Raw genomic sequence first — 21,636 nt, 5'->3', positions numbered from 1 at the left:
CGTCGGCGTCGCCCCACGCGGCCGGTGATCTTCCACTCGGACCGCGGCTGTCAGTACACCAGCCAGCAATTCGCCACCCTGGCAACGCAGTTCGGTGTCCGTCTGTCCGTCGGCCGCACCGGGCAGTGCTGGGACAACGCACTCGCCGAGTCGTTCTTCGCCACCATCAAACGGGAATTGCTCGGCACCAGCCCCTGGCCCAGCCGGGCCGCGGCCCGCACCGCGATCTTCGACTTCATCGAGGGCTGGTACAACTTGCACCGACTGCACAGCAGTCTCGGCTACCGCAGTCCCGCCGAATACGAGGCCGCACTCGCAGCCTGACCACCAACACCGATGGTGTCCGTCAAAGCGGAACAAGCTCAGAGGTACACGGCGGAAGCCCGGGCAACGCCAGCAGCAACAGGACGAAAATCCCGCGCGCAGCTCCGCTGTGGGGAGTCGGCCTTGTACGGGCCAGGATCGGTCAGGGAGCTGCGGAAGGCATCTGCGCTGTGTCAGCGTCTTCCCCTGAACCGCGCAGGGGGGCAAGTGACGAACGAACCGCAGAGACGGGCCCGGCTACGACTGGCACGACAGCGCCCGACTCCCAGTCGCATTCGGGCGAGAGTCCTGGAGGAGTTGCCGGGGGAGCAGCCGACGGACGAGCGACCGGAGCAGCTGTCGACGTCGGAGCCGGAGGTCCCATGGCCGTGGGCGGCTTGGCGACGCATACGAGGAGCCAAGTGGGCTCACATCATCACGGTGGCCGGCACAGGGATCGCGGCAATCGCGGCAATCGGAGGTCTGTGGGCCCAAGCCGTCGCCACGTACTGGAGCCAGCAGACGGCGAAGGACCAGTTGGCGCAATCCCGCGAGGACAGTGACGCCGAACAGCGCGCTCAGGCCGCTCGCGTCACGTTCTGGATCGACGAACGGGATGGCCTGGCCCACTTCGCCAACACGTCGTCCGACCCGGTCTCCGACCCAGCCTTTCTTGTAGGGCAGGAGTCGGATGGCCGGTATGTCGCCGTGTACGCGCTTCCATCGCTCGCCCCTTGTACGGAGGCCATCCTTCAGTTCACCGGACTGGAACTCGACATCGCTCGGCACATCGACCCAGCCATTCCTCCGGGGCGCAAGGGAGCGATCCTTTCCTGGAGGTCGTACCACGGTCCCATGGCCCTGGCGTTCGTCGACCGAGCCGGCATCAGGTGGGTAAGAAGCCCGACCGGCCTCCGAGAGAACACACGATTCGACGGTGGCGCGTCGCGGATGGTTGCCCTCGTCGATGGCACCACCACTATCAAGATCAAGAAGGCGGAGCTCTGCGACGGGAATGCCACCTAGCTTGCCGAGGCACGTCGCCGAGAATCTGCGCCCATGTGGTCGGGGAGGGATCAGCGGCCGTGTGCAAGTACCGAGCGTGAGCCGACCCGATTGCGCGTGACAAGGGGGAACCGACAGCTGAGGTCCGTCATGACCGGCACGAGTCGGTGCGGGACGTCGCCGAAGAAGCGGAAGGTCGTGACGTGCGCCTCGGTCCACGAGCATGCAGGCACCTACGCCGGCGTCGGGCTCGGGAGGGTCAGGTGATGCGCCGGCCCATCTTTGCGGACTGCCGGTTGTGTCCCTTCGTGTCCCACCACTCTTCCAGATGGGCATGGACAAGGTGCACGAGCTGCCGCAGTCGGTCGGGAGGCGGCGCGGGTGAAGTGAACACATCCGCCCAGGACTTGTCGCCCCAGGGCAGAGCAACCACCCATCGCTCATCCGGGTGGCCCTGGCGGCCCACAGTCAGCCAGTACGTCAACGTCGCGCTGCGGTCCGGATGGTGCTCGACCGACATCGTGATGACGTCAAAACGGAGTCCGTCAGCGGTGACGTACGAGCACCCGAGGGCCTGCTCGGCCAATGTCTGTTCCTCCATGGTGACCAACCACTCTTTCACTTCGGCCCAGGCCCCAACACGGCGGGTCGAGGCGGGCGGGAAGCCCCTACGGCGACGCGGCGACGCGGCGACGCGGCGACGCGGCGAGCGTGCGGGCCGGACGACGCGCGCTCGTCCGGGGTTCAGACATAGGCGTACTCACCGCCCAGCGCAAGGAAGGCATCCGCATCCGCAGCGAGAAGAGCATGCGCGGGGGGCGGACACCCCCTCGCAGCCGCAGCCTGACCAACCCGGCGAACCTGTGCGGTCACAGCACCAGCTGTCGGGCAGCGCGCGGTCCGGGAACGACGTCGAGCAACTCTGCGGAGCGATGGCGGACGCCGTGGACGACGCGGCGGCCGAACGGCTGCCCGCCCAGCTCACCCGGGGCTCTGTGATCCGCTTCCATTCGGTGCGGGGGCCGGCTCGAGTGTCCGGCAGGTGAGCGGTGATTGACCGCGGCGGGGGTGGCTGCTGCAATGGCGGCATGTTCTCCGCGACGTTCCTGGTCATCAGGGCTCACATCGACTTCGGTCGGGTGTGTTCCGCCGCGTGTCGCTGACCGCGCGCCCAATCGCCAGGATCCGCTCATTTCGTCCCGGAGTTCGTCATGCCTGACCGCACCCACGGTGTACCCGTCCGACTCGACCCGCGTGGGCCGCGCTTCGCCGCCGTGCTCACGACCCTCGTCCTCCTTGTGGTCCTGGTCACCGGCAGCGGCGTGCTGCTTGCCGCGCAGGCAGTCGTCTTCGCCCTCGGTGCGGTTCTGGGACTGCGTCGGGCTCCGTACGGCTGGCTCTACCGTCGACTGGTGCGTCCCCGTCTCGGGCCGCCGCAGGAGCTCGAGGACGAGCGGCCGCCGCGGTTCGCGCAGGCGGTCGGCCTGGGCTTCGCTGTCGTCGGGGCGGCGGGATATCTGTCCGGTGCCACCTGGATCGGCATCGCCGCGAGCGGGGCGGCGCTCGCGGCGGCCTTTCTGAACGCCGCCTTCGGCTACTGCCTGGGCTGCGAGTTCTACCTGCTCGCGGTCCGCAGCCGGGCCCGGCTGAACCACGGGTGAGGGAGCCGTGAGCGATGCGGCCGGGCTGATCGTGGCCGCCGTCGTGCCGGCGGCCGCGACCGTCTTCGGGCTGGTCCGTGTCCGTCGCGATGGCAGGCTGCGCGACGGTGGCCGGGGCGACGCGCTGCGATTGTCCTCCGGTGAGCTGGGTGCGCCGCTCGGCGAGCGGGCGACGCTGGTGCAGTTCTCGACAGCCCTCTGCGCGACCTGCCCCAGCACCCGGCGACTGCTGGCCGGCGTGGCCGCCGGGACGCCCGGCGTGCGCCATGTGGAGATCGACGCCGAGGCGCGGCTCGACCTGGTCCGTCGCGTCGAGGTGATGCGCACGCCGACCGTGCTCATCCTCGACCGCGCCGGTCGCGTCGTGCGCCGCGCCTCCGGCGCGCCGACCCGGGCCGACGTGGTGTCGGCGGTGGAGCTGGCCATGGCGGATTGAGAGGCCACCTCGTTTTCCGGGGTTGCGCAGCTGTGGTTGGCCTTTCGTCTGCAACGAATGGTGATCTTGCCCCGCCTGGCATCACCCGACGCCGACGCGATGAATCCGGGCAGCCTCCAGGACCAGCTGGACGGGATCGGCGTCCCTCCACAGCGATGCCGGACTTCCGCATCCTTCAGGCACGCGCCGCCGACCCGAGCGGTCACGGCGAGGTGTGGCAGTCGCGCCGTGCATACGACTGGAACGGGGCCCAGGTGCTGCTGACCGGCTGGATCTGGCCCGTCGGCTGTATCTGATCAAGCCTCCGACGAGGCAGGGCTGACATTCACAGCACCACACAAGGTGCTCACCGGGAGCGGCTGCCGCCGTGCTCCACCGCGTGCCGGAGAATGCACCGCTGCCGCTGCCGCTGCCGCTGCCGCTGCCGCTGCCGCTGCCGCTGCCGCTGCCGCTGCCGCTGCCGCTGCCGCTGCCTCGGCGGTACCGATCGCCTGGCGCAGCCGCTCGGCAGTCCGGTTCGTCACTGACCCATCAGACCGGCCCTGGCATGCATGTCTGACGTGTGGCGCACGTCATAGTTCGATGTCGGGAACTCGGCCGCCGGTCCGTCCGACTTCTGATGTGTACGGCTGCGACCGATCTCTGCCGTACGACGGTTCGACGCGACCAGGAAGGTCGAGCATGGCCGAGTCCCGAGCCTCGTCCCGTACCGCGGGTTTGGTTCCTCGCAAGCTGATGCCCCCGCCCGCCCTTTGTGGGTTCTTGGTGCTGCTGGCGCTGGTCTTCGCGGTGTCCTACGCCGTGGGATCGGCCGCCGGGCCGGTGGCGCCCGGCATACACGGCACCGGGGCCGGGGCCGGTGGCGACACGGACGGCAGCGGGAGCGGTGGTGGCACGGGTGGCATGCCAGGGATGCACGGGGGCGGTGAGTGATGGGAGCCGAACCGATGGCGCCGCTCGTGGTCACGGACCTGACGGTCGGTGGCATGACGTGCGCCGCCTGCGTGCGGCGGGTGGAGAAGAAGCTCGCCAGGCTCGACGGGGTCACGGCGACCGTCAATCTGGCCACCGGACTCGCCCGGGTCAGTCATCCGGCGAGCACTCCGCCGGACGATCTCGTCACGGCCGTCGAACAGGCGGGATACGAGGCGGCGCTGCCCGAGCCCCCGGCGCCGGAGAAGCATGACGAGGCGTCGGGTGACGAGGACGCGGCCGAGACGGCCACCCGGCAGGAACGCGAGCGGCTCGTCGTCACGGCGCTGCTCGCCGTTCCCGTCCTGGTGCTGTCGATGGTGCCGGCCCTGCAGTTCCGCAACTGGCAGTGGCTGTGCTTCATGCTCGCGGCCCCGGTCGCGGTGTGGAGCGCCTGGCCTTTCCACACGCGGGCGGTACGCGGCCTGCGTCACTCCACGGCCACCATGGACACGCTCGTGTCGCTCGGTGTCGTGGCCTCCTTCGCCTGGTCGGCGTACGCGCTGTTCCTCGGGGGAGCGGGTGACCCCGGCATGCGGATGCCGTTCAGTCTGCTGTCGTCCGCGTCGGACGGTCCCGCGCACGTGTACCTGGAAGCCGCGGTCGGCGTCCCGTTGTTCGTGCTGACCGGGCGCTTCCTGGAGGCGCGGGCCAGGAAGGGGACCGGAGCGGCCCTGCGGTCGCTGGCGGAGCTGGCGGCCAAGGAGGTGTCCGTACGCGACGAGCACGGCGAACGGTCCCTCCCCATCGGGCAGCTGCGGGTGGGGCAGGTCTTCGTGGTGCGTCCCGGCGAGCGGGTCGCCACCGACGGCCGGGTGGTGGAGGGCAGTTCCGCCGCGGACCTCTCGCTCGTCACAGGTGAGAGCGAACCTGTCGAGGTGGGGCCCGGTTCGGCCCTGGTCGGTGGGTCCGTCAACGCCGGTGGTCTGCTGCTCGTCCGCGCCACGGCGGTCGGGGCCGACACGCAGCTGGCCCGCATCACCAGGCTGGTGACGGAGGCCCAGGCGGGCAAGGCACGGGCACAGCGACTCGCCGACGCCGTCGCCGGGGTGTTCGTGCCCGTCGTGCTGACCATCGCCGTCACCGTGCTCGGATTCTGGCTCGGCGCCGGGGCAGACCCACAGGCCGCGATCACCGCGTGCGTGGCCGTACTCGTCGTGGCCTGCCCCTGTGCGCTGGGCCTGGCCACGCCCACGGCTCTGATGGCCGCCACCGGCCGCGGTGCCCAGCTCGGTGTGCTGGTCAGCGGCCCGCAGACGCTGGAGGCACTCCAGCACGTCGACGTGGTCGTCCTGGACAAGACGGGAACGCTGACCAGCGGCCACATGACCGTCGCACGGGTCACCGCCGCTCCGGGCGGCCTGGGGCAGGACGCCGTTCTCCGCCTGGCCGGCGCCGTGGAACACGGCTCGGAACATCCCCTCGGGCGGGCCATCGCCGCACACGCGCGGCGCTCGGCGGCCGAGGAGCCGCTGCCGGTGGTGCGCGACTTCGCGGCCACACCGGGGCGGGGGGTCCGTGGCCACGTGGACGGCCGTACGGTGGAAGTGCTGGCGCCGGACGGCGCATTGCCGGCCGCGCTGGCGGACGCCCTCGCCGAGGCGGAGACCGCCGCACACACACCGGTCCTCGTACGCGTGGACGGAGTGGCCGAGGCGTTGGTCGCGGTCGGAGACGTCGTCCGGCCCGGCAGTTACCGTGCCGTGGACCGGTTGCGCAGGCTCGGGATCCGCCCGGTGCTCGCCACCGGCGACCGAGAGGCGCCCGCCAGGGCCGTGGCCGGAGCGCTCGGCATCGACGAAGTGCACGCCCGCTGTACGCCTGAGGGCAAGGCCGCCCTGGTGCGGCGGTTGCAGGACGAGGGTGGTCGGGTCGCGGTCGTCGGCGACGGCGTGAACGACGCAGCCGCACTCGCCGTCGCCGATCTGGGCATCGCCATGGGCAGCGGTACGGACGTGGCCATCGGGGCGGCCGACCTGACGCTCGTGCGCGGGGACATCGAAGCCCTGGGGGACGCCGTCCGGCTCGCCCGGCGCACGCTCGGCACGATCCGGGCCAATCTGGTGTGGGCCTTCGGCTACAACGTCGTCACCGTGCCGCTCGCCATGGTCGGTCTGCTCAACCCCATGGTGGCAGCGGCCGCCATGTCGGCCAGCTCCGTGCTGGTGGTGGGCAACAGCCTGCGCCTGCGCGCCTGGCGGCCGTCACCGGCCCCGGAACGCGGGCGAGGGCAGGGGAGGGCCGGTCACCGGTGAACGGGTTGCTCACCCGCCTGTCGGACCGGCTCAGCAGACGCCGGCGGCTGACCGACACGCTTCTCGCCGCCCTCGTGCCCGTCGCCGTGTCCAGCCTGGCGCTGGCAGGCCTGACCACCTGGGTCGGTACGGGCAACGCGGGCAGTCCGCCCCGGATGAGCGTCACCGAGGGACGTGTCTACCTCCCGGCCGCCGGTTCCGACGAGACCGCGGCGTTCTTCCGCATCACCAACGAGGGCGGCTCGGCCGACCGTCTCGTGGGCATCACCTCGCCCGACGCTCCCGGTGGAGTGGTACTGGCTCGCCACCACATGAGAGGCGGCGCGACGGCCTACCGGGCCCCGATCGAGTCGATCGAGATACGGGCGGGGGAGAGCATCGCCATGTCGCCCTACGGGGTGGATCTGACGGTGGTCGTCCCGGTCGGCGAGCTACGTGCGGGAGATCTGGTCTCGTTCACACTGACGTTCAGCCGCAGCGGTCGAGTGAAGCTGCCCGCTGTCGTGGTCCGACCTGGAACAGTCGTGTTCTGACTGCAGTTGTGCCCAACTATTGGCATACCTGGTCCCAAGCGGTCGCGTTGTAGAAGTCGCTGCTGGTGCGCGTGGAGTTCCCGCCCCGTCGGTGTGGTCTGTGTCACCCTGCTCTCGTTGAGTCCGGGGCCAGGTGTTCGTACGTACCCCCTGACAACGACCGGACCACGGGTGCGAAGATGGGCGCGTCATGACTGTCAGAGGGTGGTGCCGCACGCTGCGGGCCGGTGTGTTCGCCGCCGCCTGTGTCCTGCTCGCTGCCCTCGGTCACGTGATGATGTCCGGTGTCGCGGTGCCCTGGTGGGCCATGGCGGCGGGTGCTGCCGGGACAGGCGCAGCCGGCTGGTGCCTCGCCGGCCGTGAGCGCGGACACGCGCTGATCGTCGCCGTCGTGGTCGCGGCCCAGGCCGTGCTCCACGAGACCTTCTCCCTGGCCCAGTCACACGCGCCCGGCCCACATCCGGGTTCGTCCGGCGCGCCACATGACATGGGCTCCCTGCACATGGGCTCCATGCACATGGACGCGATGGACATGCCGGGCATGGGGCACATGGGGGCGGGCTCCATGACGCACATGGAACCCGGCGTGCACAGTGCGCACAGCATGGGTGGCAGCGCCGGGTTCGGTATGTTCGCCGCCCACCTGCTCGCCGCGGTCCTGTGTGGACTGTGGCTCGCGTACGGCGAGCGCGCGTTCTTCCGCATCCTGCGGGCCGTTGCCGCCCGCCTGGTGGCACCCCTGCGGATGCTGCTGGCCCTGCCCGTGCCGTCGTGCCGTACGTCCGTGCGGAGGGACCACGACTTCGGTCGCCGGACCCTGGCACGACTCCTTCTCTGTTACGCGATCACCTCCCGGGGGCCGCCCGTGGGTACCGCTGTCGCCTGAGACAGCCGGATCCACCGGGGCTCCCCTCTTCTTCTTTTCCAGCAGGCTTTCCGGGTCTTCCTGCGAAGACTTCACCGGCTGTGTCGCGAGCGATTCCTGAGGACCCTGCACGCGCACGCGCCTGCGCGAGCCCCGGGCACCGCCGTACCACCCGTACGGCTGCACCCCACTCGCCGGAGAGCCGCGGCCTCACCCTGGCCGGGCTCCGGATGATCTGAGAAGGACACCTCGTGATCACTTCTGTCCTGCACGCCCCGCGAACGCAGAGGATCTCGGCTGACGCAACGGCGACCGCCTGGGCGCTGGCTGCCCGAGGAGGCGACCCGGAGGCGGTCGAACGTTTCGTCAGTGCCTTGCACGCCGACGTGCGGCGCTATGTCGCCCACCTCGGGGCGGACCCTCAGAACGTCGACGACCTGGCCCAGGACACGTTCGTACGCGCGCTCGGCAGCCTGCACCGATTCGAGGGGCGCGCCTCGGCCCGTACCTGGGTGCTGTCCATCGCCCGCTGCACGGTCGTCGACAGCTTCCGCCGCGCCGCCGTCCGGCCCCGGACGGCGGACACCCAGGACTGGCAGCTGGCCGTCGAATGCGCCCAGCCACGCGGCCTGCCGGGCTTCGACGACGGCATCGCCCTCCTCGACCTGCTGGACACACTCCCCGAGGAGCGCCGTGAGGCGTTCGTGCTGACCCAGGTGGTGGGTTTGTCCTACGAGGAGGCGGCCCGGCTCGGCGGCTGCCCGGTCGGCACGGTCCGGTCCCGTGTGGCCCGCGCCCGGATGACCCTCATGGGTCTGCTTGTCGAGGCCGAGGGACGCGGCGCGAGCGTGGACGTGCGAGAGCCCGCCCGTCGTACACGCCGTCAGGTCGCCACGGCAGCCTGACGGAGAGGATGCCGGCGCCGGCCCCGGAGGACCCGGAAGGCGGCGCCGGCATCCGTGGCAGCGGGACCTGTCACTTCGTTCCCGCCACCACCGGCGTCCGTACGGTCACCCTGCCCGAGTACCGGAACCAGAGGTTGTAGTCGACCGTGACCCCTGGGGCCAGGGCCGGAGGATCCAGGATCACGACGCCGAGTCCTCCCGGAGCCATCCGTACGCGGCCGCCGGCCGGAACCCTGACGGACGGCACCCGCTCGGTCCGTCCGGGGCCGGTGGTACGGATCATGCTGATGCCCGCCTCCGGGGAGTCGGCGTAGAGCAGGGTGTCCCCGACGGCACCGGAGTTCCGGATCTCGAAGTAGGCGACGGCGGAAGCCGCCCCGGCCGGAGCGACGAGCCGCGCGTCCACCACGGAGATCCTCGGAGGCGGATTCCCCGCCGCTCCACTGCCCGTGTAGGCGACCAGCAGAGCCAGTGTTGCCCCGCACGCACCGAGGGGCACCAGCACTGATCCGACGGCTCTTCCGAGGGAAACGGCGAGGCAGCTCCAGTTCCGGGTCACACAGAAGTAGTCGGAAGCCGGCGGCCGCAAGTTCCCGGCCCGGTTGCCCTGAAGTCGGGAACTCGGAGGGACGGTCGCGCGACCACCAGGACGTGGGACAGACCAGATGGCGATCACACGGGGCTCGGGAGCGGCTCTCCTGGCCCGCGGGCGATCCGGTCGCACTGGACGTGCGGCTGCGTGACGTCCGCTGCCGAGCCGACGCGGCGACGGAGATTCGGGGCATGCACCTCGAAGTGCCGGCCGGGGAACGTGTCGCGCTGACCGGCGCGGCGGCGGCCCCGGCCCGTACGGCGCTCCTGCGTGCGGTGGCCGGGCTCCACCCGGTGAGCGGTGCCCGGATCACCGTGGGCGGGCGCGAGAACCGGAACCCCGCTGAACGGGCGTGGCGCAGCAGAGCCTGCGCATGGCTTCCGTGGGTGACCGTGGCTCCCGGAGCCGCCGCGCGCCGGCACGATGCCGGGTGCGGCGCAGGGGCTGTGCCTGGGGAGGAACTGCAGCTTCTGTACATGGCACCCGCGATCGGCTGTGTGGCCTCGGGGGCAGGCGTGCTGCCGGCGGACCACCCCGACCGCCGGGCCGGAAGACGCCGCCCGGACCGCCGTCGCGCATCTCGTCGCCGAGTCGCCCGTCACGGTGCTGGTCGCGACCGACGACCCGGTAGCCGCTTCTCTCTGCGACCGGGCGGTGGACATGGCTCCGGCCGTCCGGCGCGAAGCGGCAGGCCCGACGCCGACGTGATCCCCGGAGGGGAGCGGAAGCATCAATTCCCCAGGAGCCGCGGCACATTGACCGAAAGTCGCGGGAACTCACCCGGACTGCTGTCCGACTACTGATGCGACGGCGCGGCACGGCGCACGGTCGCGGCATCAGCCAGGAGGGCCTCATGACACCCGAGATAGAGAACGCGTTCGCGGCGATCAGAAGCGATCACGGTGCGGAATCCCTCAGCAGGGTGGAACGGATGCTGGAACCCGGAGGAGGAGGCCCCCGGCATCCGCTCCAGAAGGGAGCCAAGTGGATCCTGCCGGGCCTGACTCCCACCCCGTGGCACGATCCCTACGCCTATCCGGAACTGACCCCCGTCGTCGGGGCACTGGAATCCGCTCATCCGGTCATCAAGGGTGAGCTGAACTCTGCCTGGGCGGTCCACCGGGAGGCATTTTCCGACTACGAGCACTACCTGACTCGGCAGCAGGACTGGCAGGCTCTCTACCTTTACCGCGACGGGGACTTGGTCGAGGAATCGGCTGCGACCGTACCGACCGCCTACCAGGTACTGCAAGAGTTCGCAGTCGACACGGGGGCCATATGCCCTCTGCTGGAATGCCACTTCTCCACCTTGCTCCCCGGGGCATCCATTTCCCCGCATTGCGACCTGTGGAACTTCAGCATCAACCTGCATCTCGCCGTGGACATCCCCGACGGGTGCAGCATCACCGTCGCCGGTGAGACCCGCAGCTGGCAGGAAGGTCGCTGCCTGCTCTTCGACTACTCCTTCGAACACGGGGCGCGCAACGACGGCAATAGGCCCCGTACTTGCCTCCTCGTCGACCTCTGGCACCCGGAAACGACCATTCCGGAACGGCGGGCACTGGTGGCCCTCATCTCGGAAATCAGGCGACTGATGGGAGACAGCTGACCGCCTGAAACTCCCGAATTAAATGAACCGACAGTTCTCCGCTGTCGGTTTTCAGTGCTGCCCGAAAAAGCGAATTCCCACCCCTGAGGAAGGAGGCAGAGTGGCCATTCTCAAGTTCTCTTCGGGGTGCTATTGTGACCGAAAATGATCGACGGATTCGATATTCGTCGCCATTTCTCTTTCTTTTCTGCTGGTGAGGGGGACCGGACGATGTCGGCACGACTGCCCCTTCTCGTCCTGGCGCTGGCCCAACTGGTCATCGCCCTCGACTACAACATCGTCTACGTGGCTCTCCCCGGCATAGGCGCGGGCCTCGGCTTCTCGGAGCACGGCCTGCAGTGGGTGGTGAGCGCCTACGTCGTCACGACCGGCGGCTTCCTGCTGCTGGGCGGACGGGCCGCGGATCTGCTCGGCCGGCGCCGGACGTTTGTCGCCGCGGCACTGATCTACGCGGGTTCCTCACTGGTGGGTGGGTTCGCCCAGACCCCGGGAGCGCTGGTCGCCGCGCGGGCGGCCCAAGGCATCGGCGGATCCCTGCTGTTCCCGGCCACCCTGTCCCTGATCAACACGATCTACGCCGAAGGACCCGACCGGAACCGGGCCCTGGCGGTCTGGGGTGCCGCGGGGGCCGGAGGCCTCTGCTTCGGGTCCCTGCTCGGCGGGGTGCTGGTGGAGGCGTTCGGCTGGCCGTCGGTGTTCTTCGTCAACGTCCCTGTGGCGGCGGCCATCGCATGGGCGGGACGGGTGCTGTTTCCCGCGGACGCCCCGCGGACCGGTGTGCGCAGTTTCGACATGACCGGCGCGCTGACCGGGACAGCAGGCATAACACTCCTGGTCTTCCTGCTGGTTCACGCCCCCGAGTCCGGCTGGACCAGCCCGACCGCGCTGATGAGCGCCGTGCTCTCGCCGACTCTTCTGGCGCTCTTCGCCCTTGTCGAGACGCGTGCGCGCGATCCGCTGGTGCCGACCCGGCTGTTCGGACACCGCGGGCTCGTCGGCGCCATGGCGGTGACGGCGGTGTACAGCGCCACCTTCAGTACCCTGCCGTACTTCCTGACCCTCTACTTCCAAACCGTGCGCGGCTACAGCGCGTTCGCGACCGGACTCGCCTTCCTCGTCCCGGCCGTGGTGGTCGCTGCCGGAACCCAGCTGGGCGAACGGGCCGTTGCCGTCGTCGGTGTACGCCGCATGCTGGTCGGCGGCATGGCCCTCGGCGCGGCCGGAGCCACCGCCCTCGGCCTGGCGCTCACCGAGCACGGCTCGTACCCCCTGCTGCTGCCGGGCATCGTGCTGCTGGGCCTGGGCCAAGGGGCTGCCTGGACCGGCATGTGGATCACCGCCGCCGCCGGTGTCGCGCCCGACGACCAGGGCGTGGCGTCGGGACTCGCCTCCACCAGCCTGCAAGTCGGTGGCGCGGTGGGTCTCGCGGCGCTGGTGGCGCTGGCCGGTGCGGCCGGCCCGCACCCGGCGGACAACACCGCACTGGCCGGCATCAGGGTCGCCGTGTTCGCCATAGCGGCCGGAATCGCCTGCGGCGTGCCGCTGACCCTCGTCGTGCGCAGAGCGACCCCGGGTCCCTAGACCACTCCCACCGCCCTCGTCCCGTCCGGGCGCTCCCGGAACTCTGCCTACCTGGAGATCAGCCGTGCCCACCACCTCTCCGAGTCCACCCGCCGCCGTCCTGTGCGGACTTGCCGGGTGGGTACCGTCCCGCGTCGTCACCAACGACCAGCTCGCCGAGCGCCTCGACACCGACGACGCCTGGATCCGCACCCGCACCGGCATCCGCCGCCGCCATGTCATCGAGCCCGGTCAGGCGACCTCGGACCTGGCCGTCGAGGCCGGACGCCGTGCCCTGCGCCATGCCGGAGCCGACTCCGTCGACGCGGTGATCGTCACCACGACCACACCGGACCGGCCCTGCCCCGCCACCGCCCCCGCCGTGGCCGCGCGGCTGGGCCTTGCCGGGGCCGCAGCCTTCGACGTCGGAGCGGTGTGCACGGGCTTCGTGTACGGTCTCGCCACGGCCGCCGGCCTGATCACGTCCGGAGTCGCCGAACGGGTCCTGCTCATCGGCGCGGACACCTACTCCACGATCGTGGACCCGCTGGACCGAGCCAACGCCATCATCTTCGGCGACGGCGCGGGAGCCGTGGTCCTGCGAGCCGGACAGGCCGACACCCCCGGCGCGATCGGCCACTTCGACCTCGGCAGCGACGGTGCGCACGAAGACCTGATCACCATCACCGCAGGCGGTTCCCGCCAGCGTTCGGCCGGCGGCGAAGTACAGCACCGCGACCGGCACTTCGCGATGCGCGGCAACGAGGTCTACCGCCACGCGGTGACCCGCATGGCCGAGTCCGCGCGCGCCGTCCTGGGCCGGGCGGGCTGGCAGACCGGCGACGTCGACCACTTCGTGCCCCACCAGGCCAACCTGCGCATCCTGCACTCCGTCGCCGACGACCTGGGCCTGCCCAGGGAACGCTGCGTGACCAACGTCGACGCCGTCGGCAACACCGGTGCCGCCTCCATCCCGCTCGCCCTGGCCGACGCGGTCACCCGGGAGGCGCTGCGCCCCGGCGACCGGCTCCTGCTCACCGCTTTCGGCGGCGGCCTCACCTGGGGTTCCTGCCTGTCGACCTGGCCCGAACTACCGCCCATACCCGCAGACCCGTACGACCGAGGAGACGAAACCGCCTCATGAGCACCACCACTTACACCCAACTCGTCGAAATCCTCGCCAAGTTGCACGACGCTCCCACCGACCGCCTCACCCCCGAGGTCACCTTCGCCGAACTGGACGTCGACTCGCTGACGATGGTCGAGATCAGCATCCGCATCGAGCGCGACCTCGGCGTCACGGTGCACGACAGCGAGCTGCGCCCCACCCTCACCCTCGGCGGCACCGCGGCACTGATCGACGCCAGGAAGGCCCGCTGACCTCCCACCGAAGGAAGACACCCATGAAGATCACCGAACAGTCCGGCTCGGCCCTCGGCGCCACGGTGGAGGACTTCGACCACACCATCGCCTCCGACGCGGACATCGAGACGCTCAAGCAGACCGTCTACACGAAGAAGATTGCCGTCCTGAAGCGGCAGGACCTCTCCCCCCGGCAGTTCCTGGACCTCGGCAAGCGCCTCGGCCGCCCCGAGACCTACTACGAGCCGATGTACCACCACCCCGAGATCAAGGAGATCTTCGTCTCGTCCAACGTCCCGGAGAACGGCAAGCAGATAGGCGTGCCGAAGACGGGCAAGTTCTGGCACGCCGACTACCAGTTCATGCCCGACCCCTTCGGCATCACGCTGATCTACCCGCAGGTCATTCCGCAGCGTGACCGCGGCACGTACTTCATCGACATGGGCCGCGCCTACGAGAGGCTGCCCGAGGACCTGAAGCAGGAGATCGCCGGCACCCACTGCCGCCACTCGGTCCGCAAGTACTTCAAGATCCGCCCGCACGACGTCTACCGCCCGCTCTCCGAGATCATCGAAGAGGTCGAGCGCAAGACCCCGGCCGTCAGGCAGCCCACCACCTTCACTCACCCCCTCACGGGTGAAACGGTCCTGTACATCAGCGAGGGCTTCACCGTCGGCGTCGAGGACGCGAACGGCACGCCGCTCGACGATGAGTTGCTCAAGAACCTCTTCGAGGCGACCGGCCAGCTCGACGACACCTTCGAACACGACAGCATCCACCTGCAGAGCTTCGAGCAGGGCGACCTGTTGATCTGGGACAACCGCAGCCTCGTCCACCGCGCCCGGCACACGACCAACCCGGAGCCGACCGTCTCCTACCGCGTCACCGTCCACGACGAGCGCAAGCTGCACGACGGGATACGGGTGCCATGACCACACCCGCCGTCGACCGCTCGTACGCCACCGACGCCGCCCTGCTCACGCGCGTCCTGGTGCCGTACAAGGAGCACTGCAGGTACCTGAGGTCCGCCGCGGTCACCAGGGGGCCCGAACACACCTCGGCCCGCTGCGAGTTCACGATCCCCGAGTCGTGCTACATCGACGACACCGGGCACCTGAACTCGGTCGAGGTCAACATCGCCTACAACCAGATGATGTACTACCTCGTCGCCAAGTCCGTGAAGGAGGGACTCCTGGCCGGGTTCGAGGACTGGACCCTGGACGACTTCTGGCGACACCAACTCCCGGACATCCTCATCGCCCGCTTCGCGGGCAACTTCCGGCGGCCCGTCAACCCCCGCTCGTTCTCCGGGGAGATGGCGTTCCTGTCCGTCGCCCGGCGCGTGCCCGGCGGCGGCGAGCCGTTCCTGCATGCCCAGACCTCGTACCGCTACTGGGACGCCGACGGCGGCCGGTGCGACGGCGAGGCGACGCTCGCATTCGTCAACGTCCGCTGAGCCATCGAAGGGATCGCCCATGGAGCCCACGGAGCCCATGACGACGCTCGTCCAGACCACCCGCTTCCATGCCGACCGCAGGCCCGACACCCCGGCCGTGCTCTGCGAGGACCGCAGCCTCTCGTACGGGGAACTGCACCGCGAGAGCAACCGCATCGCCCATGCGATCCGGTCCGCCGGACTCACCGAGGGCGACCGGGTGGCGTACCTGGGCAAGGAGTCCGAGCACTACTACGAGATCCTCTTCGGCTGTGCCAAGAGCGGCACCGTCCTGGTTCCCGTCAACTGGCGGCTCACCGCACCCGAGGTGAGCCACATCCTCCAGGACTCCGGCACCCGACTCCTCTTCCTGGAGGAGGAGTTCGCGCCGATCGTGGAGCGCATGGCGACCGCGCCGCCCGAGACGGTCGTACCCCTCGGCCCGGACTTCGCGGCGTGGAAAACCGGGCATCCGGACACCGAGCCGAAGGTGGGCGCGACCGCCGACACCCCCGTCGCCCAGCTCTACACCAGCGGCACCACCGGACTCCCCAAGGGGGTCGTGCTCGCGCACCGCAGCTTCTTCGCCATCCGTGAGGCCCTGGCCCGCACGGGGCTCGACTGGATCGACTGGCGGGAGGGGGACGTCGCCCTCGTCGGCATCCCCGGATTCCACATCGGCGGTCTGTGGTGGGCCACGCAGAACCTCAACGCGGGGACGACGATCGTGGCGATGCGCTCCTTCGCCGCCCGCCGGGCAGTCGACCTGATCAGCGACCTCGGCATCACCACGGCCTGCGTGGTTCCGGCCATGCTCCGCATGATGCTCACCGAACCAGGGGTCACTGCCAAGGACTTCACCACTCTCCGCAAGACCGTCTACGGCGGCTCCCCGATCTCCGAGAGCCTGCTGGAGGAGAGCCTCGCCGTACTGGACTGCGAGTTCGCGCAGATCTACGGGCTCACCGAGACCGGCAACACCGCCGTCTGCCTCCCACCGGCCGACCACGTCCCCGGCGGCCCGCGCATGCAGGCAGCGGGCCACCCCTATCCGGGCGTCCGCGCCAAGGTGATCGACGACGAGGGCCGGGAACTGCCGTCGGGCGAGATCGGCGAGGTCTGCCTGCACACCCCGGCCCGGATGACGGAGTACTGGGGTCTGCCCGACAAGACCGCGGAGACCCTGGTCGACGGATGGATCCACACCGGCGACGCCGGATACATCGACCAGGACGGCTACATCTTCATCCGTGACCGGATCAAGGACGCCGTCCTCGTCGCCGGTGAGAACGTCTACCCGGCCGAGATCGAGAACGTGCTGGAGAGCCACCCGGGTGTGGCCGAGGCGGTGATCGTCGGCGCCCCCGACGAACGCTGGGGCGAACGGGTCCACGCGTTCGTCGTCCCCGTACCCGGGGACCGGCCGACCCCGCGGGACCTGCACCGCTTCCTGGTTCCGCGCCTCGCCGCCTTCAAGCTGCCCTCGGCCTTCGAGTTCATCGACCACGTACCGCGCAACCCCAGCGGCAAGATCCTCCGCCGCGAACTGCGCGACCGCTTCTGGGGCGACTCGGCCCGCAAGGTCAACTGACACAGCCGACAACGCCGTGAAGAACACAGTCGTAGACCGTCGTGGAGAGAACCCCCATGCCTGAATCCCTCACACTGGAGAGCTTCCGCGCCGACCTCGCGGAGTTCCTGTACCTGCGGCCCGACGAAGTCGACCTGGACGAGAGCCCGCTGGACGCAGGACTGGACTCCCTGCGCATCGTCACCCTGCTCGAACGGTGGCAGGCCGCGGGCGCGGACGTCGGCTTCGTGGACCTCGCCGAGCGCAGCTCCTTCGCCCAGTGGTGGCAGCTGCTGACCGAGCGCCGGGGAGGTGCGGCACGTGCCGACACCTGAGCCCGGTCACTCGCTGCTGGCCGCCCAGGAAGGCATCTGGACCGGACAGCAGCTGGACCCGGACAGCCCCGCCTACAACACGGCCGAGTACGTGCGCATCGACGGACCGATGGACACGGCCGTCTTCGACACCGCGCTCCACCACGTGGTCGCCGAAACCGAAGCCCTCAACGTCACGTACGTCGTGGATGGTGAAGGCCGGCCCTGGGAGGCCGAAACCCCGGCGGACGGCTGGCAGTTGCACACCGCCGACCTCACCACCGAACCGGACCCGCACGCGGCCGCGCTCGCCTGGATGGCCGCGGACATGGCCCGCCCCGTGGACCTCACCCGCGGCCCCGTGTTCGGCCACGCCCTGCTGAAGACCGGGAGCGACCGCTACCTCTGGTACCACCGCGTCCATCACATCGCCCTCGACGGGTTCGGCCTGTCCCTGGTGGCACGCCGGGTGGCCCAGGTCTACACGGCCCTCATGGCGGACGAACCCGTACCCGGCAGTGCCTTCGGCACCTTGGCGTCCGTACGCGCCGAGGAGGGCGCCTACCGGGAATCCGCCCGCCACGCCAAGGACCGGGCCTACTGGACCGACCGATACGCCGACCGCCCCCCGGTGGCCACCCCGGCCGGCCGCTCGGTGCTGCCCGCGCGCACCTTCCACCGCCGCGTCACGGACCTCGACGCGGCCCAGGCCGACGCCCTGCGCACGGTCGCCCGTGAGCTGTCGGCCACCTGGTCCGAGGTGCTCCTGGCGGTGACCGTGGCCCATCTGCACCGGGTGACCGGAACACCCGAGATCGTCCTGAGCCTGCCGGCCATGGGCCGTCTCGGCTCCGTCTCACTGCGGGTACCGGCCATGGTGCGCAACATCCTGCCGCTGCGCGTCGCCGTGTCCGCCGAGGACAGCCTCCGCGACCTCGTGGCCCGCGTCTCCCGCGAACTCCGCACCGGTCTCCCGCACCAGCGCTATCGCTACGAACAACTCCGCCGTGACCTGAAGCTGGTGGGCGGACAGCGCCGGCTCTCCGGGCCTGGCGTGAACATCATGCCGTTCGCGTACGACCTGCGTTTCGCCGGGCACCGCAGCACCGTCCACAACGTCTCCGCCGGTCCCGTGGACGACCTGGCGGTCAACGTGTACGACCGCTCCGACGGTACCGGCCTGCGGATCGCGGTGGACGCCAACCCCGACCTGTACACGGAGGCGGAAGTCACCGCCTTTCAGGAGGGGTTGCTCGCCCAGCTCGCAGAGGCGGTGGCCACCCCTGACCGGCCCATGCATCCGGCGTCGGTACGGATCCTGGACGGCGGGCCGCTGCCCGCCCCTGCCCGCCCGGTGCTGAGCCTCATCGCCGGCCACGCAGCCCGCCGGGGCGGAGCGGTCGCGGTGGAGCATGCCGGGAACAGCGTCACGTACGCCCAACTCTTCGGCATCGCACGTGACATGGCTCGCCGCTTGGCCGACCGGGGCATCGGCCCGGGGGATCTGGTCGCCGTGGCGCTGCCCCGGGGCATCGACGCTGTCACCGCCATCCTCGGCGTGCTGCTGTCGGGCGCGGCCTACTGCCCGCTCGACCCGACCGCCCCCGCCGACCGGACGGCGCAGCTGCTGAACGCGGCCGCGCCCGCCCTGGTCGTCACGACCGCCGCCGATGCGAGCACCTTCGCGGCCACACCCGTACTCACAGTCGACCAGCCGGACTCGCCCCTGGGCCCGCCCCCGCCACGGCCCTCAGCCCAGGACCCCGCCTACGTCTTCCACACCTCCGGCTCCACCGGCCGCCCCAAGGGCGTCGAGATCAGCCACAGCGCCCTGGCACACTTCGTGGCAAGTGCCACCCATCGCTACGGACTGCGTCGCGAGGACCGGGTTCTGCAGTTCGCGCCGCTGCTCTTCGACACCAGCGTGGAGGAACTGTTCCTCACCCTGTGCGCGGGTGCCACCCTCGTCATCCGCACCGACGAGATGACGCAGTCGGTCCCGCGGTTCCTGGCCGACTGCGCACGCCTGAACGTCAGCGTCCTGGATCTGCCCACCGCCTACTGGCACGAACTGGCCTACGCACTCTCGACGGGCACGACCGTCCTGCCCGAAGGAGTGCGGACCGTCGTCATCGGCGGTGAGGCGGCGCTGCCCGAACGCGTCGATCGCTGGCGCAAGGCCGTAGGCACCTCGGTCGCGCTGTTCAACTCGTACGGCCCGACCGAGGCGACCGTGGTCGCCACCGTCGCCGACCTGCACGATCCCGCGCTCGCCCCCGGCGACGTACCGATCGGACTGCCGTTGCCCGGCACCCGAGCCGCCGTCGTCGGTGGGGAGCTGTACCTCCTGGGCGACAACCTGGCCCTCGGTTACCGAAGGGCCGGTGCGTCCGAGAACGCCCGGTTCGCCCCCCTCGCCGTACTTCCCGGAGGCCCCCGCTCCTACCGCACGGGCGACCTGGTGCGCATCGGCGAGGACGGCCAACTGCGCTTCCTCGGCCGCGCGGACGACGAGTTCAAGATCAGCGGTCATCGGGTGCATCCCGCCGAGGTCGAGAGTGCCCTGCTGAGCCACCCTCGCATCCGTGCGGCGGCCGTCGTCGGCCAGACCCTTCCGGACGGCACCCGGCGCCTCGCGGCCCATGTGGTCGCGGACCCTCCGGCTCCGTCCGCCTCCGAGGTCCGGGACCACCTGCGGGCGAAGCTGCCCGCGGCGGTGATCCCCTCCGCCGTGGCACTCCACGACCGCCTGCCCCGGACGGGATCCGGCAAGATCGACCGACGTGCGCTGAGCGCGCCCGCCGCGACACCGGCGCCCGCCGCCGGCAGCCCGCTGGAGCGGACGATCGTCGGCATCTGGCAACAGATCCTGGGCGCGGACGACGTCACCGCCGCCGCCGACGTCTTCGACCTCGGCGCCCAGTCCCTCCAGGCCATCCAGGTGGCCAACCGTCTCGGCGCCGAACTGGGCCGCGACATACGGGTCGCCTGGCTCTTCCAGTACCCCACCGCCGCCGAACTCGCCCGCTTCCTCGCCGACCGTACGCCCGCCGCACCTGGCCTCCCGCCGGCCCTTCTCACCGACACCGCCCTCGACCCGGGCATCCGGCCCGGTGCCGGCCGCCGGCCGGACGTGCCCCGCCGCATCCTGCTGACCGGCGCCACCGGCTTCGTGGGCGCGCACCTTCTGGCGGAACTCCTGGCCGCCACGGAGGCCGAGATCATCTGCGCGGTCCGCGCGCACACCGCCGGCGAGGCCATGGACCGCGTCCACCACGCCCTGGAGCAGCACGACCTCCGGCTGCCGGAAGCGGCGAAGTGCCGCATCACCGCTGTGCCCGCCGACCTCGCCCGCGCCGGCCTCGGCCTGACACCGGACGCCCTCGGCGAACTGGCCGAGACCTGCGACGCGATCTTCCACAACGCGGCGACGGTCAGCATCATGCGGGAGTACGGGACCCTGCGCGCCGTCAACACCGAATCCACCCGGCACCTGCTGGGCCTGGCCACCGCACGCGCCATCCCGCTCCATTACGTCTCCACGCTGTCCGTGGCTCCTCCCGCGAGCCACAGCCCGGAAGTACCGGAGGCGTTCCTGCCGCCTCACACCGGTCTGCGATACGGCTACCAGCAGTCGAAGTGGGCCTCCGAACGCCTCCTCGAACAGGCCGCCGAGCGTGGCCTGCCGGTCACCGTGCACCGCCTGGGCCGAGTGACCGGACCGGCCGGCACCGGATATGTCAACGCGCGCGACTTCCTGTGGAGCGTGCTGCGGGCGGGCATCCCGGCTGCAATCGTCCCGGAGTTGTTCGAGGACGAGATCTGGGCGCCGGTGGACTATGCCGCCAAGTCCGTAGTGCATCTCAGCCTCAACGGCTCCGGTCCCGTCTTCAACCATGCGGCCGTACCGAGAGTGCGGCTGAGCGACCTCTACGACTGGGTCGAGGAATACGGCTATCCGGTTCGACGCATGCCTCTGGCCCAGTGGCGGGACGAGTTGTCCCGCGAGGCCGATGTCGCCACGACCACGCTCGCCTTCTTCGACTCGAGCGAGACAAGCGGGGGCGACGCCCTTGACCTGAGGCTCGGACACGTCCGCGCCGACAACGTCCGCAAGGGACTGCGCGGCAGCGGCATCACCTGTCCGTCGATCGGCCGGGACCTGGTGTTCCGGTACCTCGACCGGTGTGTGGCCATGGGGGACCTGCCCGCACCGACCCGAAAAGAACCCCATCCGGCGCCTCCCGGCAAGTAGTTGG

At 70.4% G+C, this 21,636-nt stretch carries 20 protein-coding genes; 18 read left to right on the top strand and 2 right to left on the bottom strand.

Features of this window, described 5'->3' with window-relative positions:
• Positions 1-324, top strand: a 324-nt coding sequence (locus ACIRU3_RS21545; protein WP_404058451.1) for a transposase, incomplete at its 5' end; no start/stop codon positions are given.
• Between the two features lie 420 nt (positions 325-744).
• Positions 745-1,329: a hypothetical protein gene (locus ACIRU3_RS21540; protein WP_404058449.1), complete on the top strand. Its 585-nt coding sequence runs from the start codon at positions 745-747 to the stop codon at positions 1,327-1,329.
• Between the two features lie 238 nt (positions 1,330-1,567).
• On the opposite strand, the gene ACIRU3_RS21535 is transcribed toward ACIRU3_RS21540, so the two are convergent.
• Positions 1,568-1,909 (bottom strand): hypothetical protein, encoded by a 342-nt coding sequence (locus ACIRU3_RS21535; RefSeq protein ID WP_404058489.1) that lies wholly within the window; start codon positions 1,907-1,909, stop codon positions 1,568-1,570.
• A 610-nt stretch (positions 1,910-2,519) separates the two neighbouring features.
• On the opposite strand from ACIRU3_RS21535, the gene ACIRU3_RS21530 reads away from it, so the two are divergent.
• The 7 genes from ACIRU3_RS21530 (at position 2,520) to ACIRU3_RS21500 (ending at position 8,935) form a co-directional block, all read left to right on the top strand.
• Entirely contained in the window at positions 2,520-2,969 is a 450-nt protein-coding gene (locus ACIRU3_RS21530) for a DUF4395 domain-containing protein (RefSeq protein ID WP_404058447.1), read from the top strand.
• 7 nt (positions 2,970-2,976) lie between these two features.
• Positions 2,977-3,405 (top strand): thioredoxin family protein, encoded by a 429-nt coding sequence (locus ACIRU3_RS21525; protein WP_404058445.1) that lies wholly within the window; start codon positions 2,977-2,979, stop codon positions 3,403-3,405.
• Positions 3,406-3,560: 155 nt separating this feature from the next.
• Positions 3,561-3,701 carry a hypothetical protein gene (locus ACIRU3_RS21520; protein WP_404058443.1) on the top strand — a complete coding sequence of 47 codons (141 nt, stop codon included), beginning with the start codon at positions 3,561-3,563 and terminating at the stop codon, positions 3,699-3,701.
• Between the two features lie 636 nt (positions 3,702-4,337).
• Entirely contained in the window at positions 4,338-6,632 is a 2,295-nt protein-coding gene (locus ACIRU3_RS21515; RefSeq protein WP_404058441.1) for a heavy metal translocating P-type ATPase, read from the top strand.
• The gene (locus ACIRU3_RS21510) at positions 6,629-7,165 is read left to right on the top strand and encodes a copper chaperone PCu(A)C (protein WP_404058439.1); all 537 of its coding nucleotides are present in this window, start codon (positions 6,629-6,631) and stop codon (positions 7,163-7,165) included. The genes ACIRU3_RS21515 and ACIRU3_RS21510 overlap by 4 nt, the downstream gene beginning before the upstream one ends.
• A gap of 190 nt (positions 7,166-7,355) precedes the next feature.
• Positions 7,356-8,051: a hypothetical protein gene (locus ACIRU3_RS21505; RefSeq protein WP_404058437.1), complete on the top strand. Its 696-nt coding sequence runs from the start codon at positions 7,356-7,358 to the stop codon at positions 8,049-8,051.
• 230 nt (positions 8,052-8,281) lie between these two features.
• Complete coding sequence (locus ACIRU3_RS21500) at positions 8,282-8,935, top strand: sigma-70 family RNA polymerase sigma factor (RefSeq protein ID WP_404058435.1); 654 nt, start codon at positions 8,282-8,284, stop codon at positions 8,933-8,935.
• Between the two features lie 70 nt (positions 8,936-9,005).
• Here ACIRU3_RS21500 and ACIRU3_RS21495 read toward each other — a convergent pair whose 3' ends face one another.
• Positions 9,006-9,341 carry a copper chaperone PCu(A)C gene (locus ACIRU3_RS21495; RefSeq protein WP_404058433.1) on the bottom strand — a complete coding sequence of 112 codons (336 nt, stop codon included), beginning with the start codon at positions 9,339-9,341 and terminating at the stop codon, positions 9,006-9,008.
• A gap of 1,039 nt (positions 9,342-10,380) precedes the next feature.
• Here ACIRU3_RS21495 and ACIRU3_RS21490 point away from each other — a divergent pair.
• The 9 genes from ACIRU3_RS21490 (at position 10,381) to ACIRU3_RS21450 (ending at position 21,632) form a co-directional block, all read left to right on the top strand.
• Complete coding sequence (locus ACIRU3_RS21490; protein ID WP_404058431.1) at positions 10,381-11,136, top strand: aspartyl/asparaginyl beta-hydroxylase domain-containing protein; 756 nt, start codon at positions 10,381-10,383, stop codon at positions 11,134-11,136.
• A gap of 210 nt (positions 11,137-11,346) precedes the next feature.
• Positions 11,347-12,717: an MFS transporter gene (locus ACIRU3_RS21485; RefSeq protein ID WP_404058429.1), complete on the top strand. Its 1,371-nt coding sequence runs from the start codon at positions 11,347-11,349 to the stop codon at positions 12,715-12,717.
• 64 nt (positions 12,718-12,781) lie between these two features.
• The gene (locus tag ACIRU3_RS21480; protein WP_404058427.1) at positions 12,782-13,840 is read left to right on the top strand and encodes a beta-ketoacyl-ACP synthase III; all 1,059 of its coding nucleotides are present in this window, start codon (positions 12,782-12,784) and stop codon (positions 13,838-13,840) included.
• Positions 13,837-14,076, top strand: a complete 240-nt coding sequence (locus ACIRU3_RS21475) for an acyl carrier protein (protein WP_404058425.1) — start codon at positions 13,837-13,839, stop codon at positions 14,074-14,076. The genes ACIRU3_RS21480 and ACIRU3_RS21475 overlap by 4 nt, the downstream gene beginning before the upstream one ends.
• Positions 14,077-14,099: 23 nt before the next feature.
• On the top strand, positions 14,100-14,990 hold the full coding sequence (locus tag ACIRU3_RS21470; protein ID WP_404058423.1) for a TauD/TfdA dioxygenase family protein: 891 nt from the start codon (positions 14,100-14,102) through the stop codon (positions 14,988-14,990).
• Complete coding sequence (locus ACIRU3_RS21465; RefSeq protein WP_404058421.1) at positions 14,987-15,514, top strand: FcoT family thioesterase; 528 nt, start codon at positions 14,987-14,989, stop codon at positions 15,512-15,514. The genes ACIRU3_RS21470 and ACIRU3_RS21465 overlap by 4 nt, the downstream gene beginning before the upstream one ends.
• Positions 15,515-15,533: 19 nt before the next feature.
• On the top strand, positions 15,534-17,084 hold the full coding sequence (locus ACIRU3_RS21460) for a fatty acid--CoA ligase (protein ID WP_404058419.1): 1,551 nt from the start codon (positions 15,534-15,536) through the stop codon (positions 17,082-17,084).
• Positions 17,085-17,140: 56 nt separating this feature from the next.
• Positions 17,141-17,398 carry a phosphopantetheine-binding protein gene (locus ACIRU3_RS21455; RefSeq protein ID WP_404058417.1) on the top strand — a complete coding sequence of 86 codons (258 nt, stop codon included), beginning with the start codon at positions 17,141-17,143 and terminating at the stop codon, positions 17,396-17,398.
• Entirely contained in the window at positions 17,385-21,632 is a 4,248-nt protein-coding gene (locus tag ACIRU3_RS21450) for an amino acid adenylation domain-containing protein (RefSeq protein ID WP_404058415.1), read from the top strand. The genes ACIRU3_RS21455 and ACIRU3_RS21450 overlap by 14 nt, the downstream gene beginning before the upstream one ends.
• Positions 21,633-21,636: the final 4 nt, after the last annotated feature.

This window comes from Streptomyces sp. NPDC101151 (assembly GCF_044768335.1).
In the GTDB taxonomy this organism is placed as follows: domain Bacteria; phylum Actinomycetota; class Actinomycetes; order Streptomycetales; family Streptomycetaceae; genus Streptomyces.
The sequence above is the reverse complement of the archived record's forward strand: the minus strand, read 5'-3'. Positions and strand labels throughout refer to the sequence as shown.

What these genes read in the sequence shown, in the direction of transcription:
- ACIRU3_RS21535 (WP_404058489.1), bottom strand. Translation starts at nt 1,909, where the DNA reads ATGGAGGAACAGACATTGGCCGAGCAGGCCCTCGGGTGCTCGTACGTC.
- ACIRU3_RS21530 (WP_404058447.1), top strand. Translation starts at nt 2,520, where the DNA reads ATGCCTGACCGCACCCACGGTGTACCCGTCCGACTCGACCCGCGTGGG.
- ACIRU3_RS21520 (WP_404058443.1), top strand. Translation starts at nt 3,561, where the DNA reads ATGCCGGACTTCCGCATCCTTCAGGCACGCGCCGCCGACCCGAGCGGT.
- ACIRU3_RS21515 (WP_404058441.1), top strand. Translation starts at nt 4,338, where the DNA reads ATGGGAGCCGAACCGATGGCGCCGCTCGTGGTCACGGACCTGACGGTC.
- ACIRU3_RS21505 (WP_404058437.1), top strand. Translation starts at nt 7,356, where the DNA reads ATGACTGTCAGAGGGTGGTGCCGCACGCTGCGGGCCGGTGTGTTCGCC.
- ACIRU3_RS21490 (WP_404058431.1), top strand. Translation starts at nt 10,381, where the DNA reads ATGACACCCGAGATAGAGAACGCGTTCGCGGCGATCAGAAGCGATCAC.
- ACIRU3_RS21485 (WP_404058429.1), top strand. Translation starts at nt 11,347, where the DNA reads ATGTCGGCACGACTGCCCCTTCTCGTCCTGGCGCTGGCCCAACTGGTC.
- ACIRU3_RS21475 (WP_404058425.1), top strand. Translation starts at nt 13,837, where the DNA reads ATGAGCACCACCACTTACACCCAACTCGTCGAAATCCTCGCCAAGTTG.
- ACIRU3_RS21470 (WP_404058423.1), top strand. Translation starts at nt 14,100, where the DNA reads ATGAAGATCACCGAACAGTCCGGCTCGGCCCTCGGCGCCACGGTGGAG.
- ACIRU3_RS21465 (WP_404058421.1), top strand. Translation starts at nt 14,987, where the DNA reads ATGACCACACCCGCCGTCGACCGCTCGTACGCCACCGACGCCGCCCTG.
- ACIRU3_RS21460 (WP_404058419.1), top strand. Translation starts at nt 15,534, where the DNA reads ATGGAGCCCACGGAGCCCATGACGACGCTCGTCCAGACCACCCGCTTC.
- ACIRU3_RS21455 (WP_404058417.1), top strand. Translation starts at nt 17,141, where the DNA reads ATGCCTGAATCCCTCACACTGGAGAGCTTCCGCGCCGACCTCGCGGAG.